Origin of the sequence: Oerskovia sp. NPDC056781 (assembly GCF_042789955.1) — a bacterium.
Classification (GTDB): domain Bacteria; phylum Actinomycetota; class Actinomycetes; order Actinomycetales; family Cellulomonadaceae; genus Oerskovia; species Oerskovia rustica.
In genome coordinates this window covers 1-1,923 of the sequence record NZ_JBHUAD010000385.1, presented here as the reverse complement: position 1 = coordinate 1,923, position 1,923 = coordinate 1, and the positions used below count along the sequence as shown (strand labels likewise).

Sequence of the window (1,923 nt, the reverse complement as noted above, 5' to 3'; positions counted from 1 at the left end):
AGAAGCCGACGGCGAGGACGACGTCGGCCATGCCCGAGCGGATCGCGCGAGCCAGGGGCGTCTACTCACTTCTCGGCGGGCGCGGATGGGCGGGCGCGGATGGGCGGGCGCGGCTGGGCAGAGTGCGACACGCGGTAGTTCGCTCTGTCCGGTAGTGCGTGTTGCGTAGTAGTCTCTGGCGCACAGGAGTCGGGCGAGCAGGGAGTCAGGGTGGACACCACACAGCTGTTGAAGGGCGTCCTCGACGCGGCGGTCCTCGCCGTCGTCGCGGACGAGGACGGGTACGGGTACGACGTCGTGCGCCGCCTGCGGGCCGCGGGCCTCCAGGAGGTGGGCGACGCGTCGGTCTACGGCACGCTGCGCCGCCTGTACGCGGGCGGGATGCTCACGAGCTATGTCGTCCCCTCGGACGAGGGCCCGCACCGCAAGTACTACGGCATCAACGCGCAGGGCCGGGCCATGCTCGACACCCAGCGCAAGGAGTGGCAGGAGTTCTCCGGCACGCTGACCGGACTCCTCATGACCTCGGAAGGAGCCGCGTGATGTCCATGACCCTGAGCCCCGAGGCCGTGATCCTCGACCAGGTCCGCCGCTACGCCGCGGACGTCCGCGCGCACCTCGCTGACCTCTCGCCCGAGCAGGTCGACGACCTCACCGACGGCCTTGAGGCGGACCTCGCGGAGGCCCTCGCCGACATGCCGGGCGCGCTGCGTCCGCTCCCGGAGGGGAGCGAGGTGCCCGACGGCGGAGCGACCGCTCTCCTCGACGTCGCCGCGCGCTTCGGTCCGGCCGCCGAGTACGCGGCCGAGCTCCGGTCGGCCGCAGGCCTCGACCCCGCAGCCCCGGGGCCGCGTCCGAGGATCGGGCTGCGCGGACGCCTGTTCGTGCTGGGGGGGATCTTCGAGTCGGGGTGGAAGTCCCTGTGGGCTCCGGTGACCTCCTCCCCCCAGTGGGCCGCGTTCTGCGAGTTCGCCGCGGTGCTGAGGCCCGCGTGGTGGGTCCTGCGGGCGTGGGTCGTGGTGCTCGTCTTTTACGGCTGGTTCAACATGCCCCAGAACTTCGAGCTCGTGCCCCGGGCGCTGTTCTGGCGGTTCCTTCTGGTGCTCGCGATCGTCGTGAGCGTGCAGTGGGGAAGGGGCCGGTGGCTGCGCTGGCGTGGTCTGGACCTGCTGCGCAAGACGGTCAACGTCCTTGCGGTCCTCGTGGCCGTGCCGTTCTTCGTGAGCGCGGCCTTCGGGACCAACGCGGAGCTCAACGGTCTCTCCACGAGTTCCTCGGGCTCGTACGACCAGGGGTATCAGCAGGGCGTCGGCGACGCCTCGAACGGCTACGGCGCGAGCGGCGTGAGCACGGGCGGGGCTGGTAGCGGGGTCTTCGTCGACGGCTCGCCCGTGAGCAACCTGTTCGTGTACGACGCGAGCGGCCGTGCCCTCCAGGACGTCCAGATCTTCGACGACCAGGGCCGTCCCGTCCGGACGATCACGGCCGAGGGCGCCACGCAGCCCTGGACGCTGCCGGACTTCGAGCAGGGGTGGTACTTCCAGCCCTCGTTCTCGACCGACGGTCGCGAGCGCTGGAACGTCTACCCGTTGCGCGGGCTGCCCGAGGACGCGGTCGAGTGGGACGGCTCCGAGCGTCCCGTCCCGCTCGAGGGCGAGCAGCCACGGTCGATGCCGTCGCCGTTCCTGCAGGCGCAGCCGCTCCTGGTGCCCTCGACGACCGGCGGCACGCAGGCCCCCGCGCCCGACGCCGGAACGGCCCCGGCCGACCCCGGGGACCCGGCCACCCCGCAGGCTCCGACCGGCGGCGAGGCCCCCGCGGACCAGTTGGTCGACGGCACGACCGCACCTTCCTCCCGCGTCCCGAGGGGGCCCTCGTCGGCCACCGCGACGCCGGTGCTCGAGGCCTCGACGGGAGCTGCGC

At 72.5% G+C, this 1,923-nt stretch carries 2 protein-coding genes; both read left to right on the top strand.

Translation table 11 applies throughout. From position 1 onward, the window contains the following. Positions 1–210 precede the first annotated feature (210 nt). A complete protein-coding gene (locus ACFRCR_RS18590; RefSeq protein WP_138823190.1) occupies positions 211–543 on the top strand; it encodes a PadR family transcriptional regulator in 333 nt (110 codons plus the stop codon). Then, on the top strand, positions 543–1,923 hold a 1,381-nt coding region (locus ACFRCR_RS18585; protein WP_377679665.1), incomplete at its 3' end, for a hypothetical protein. The genes ACFRCR_RS18590 and ACFRCR_RS18585, both read left to right, overlap by 1 nt.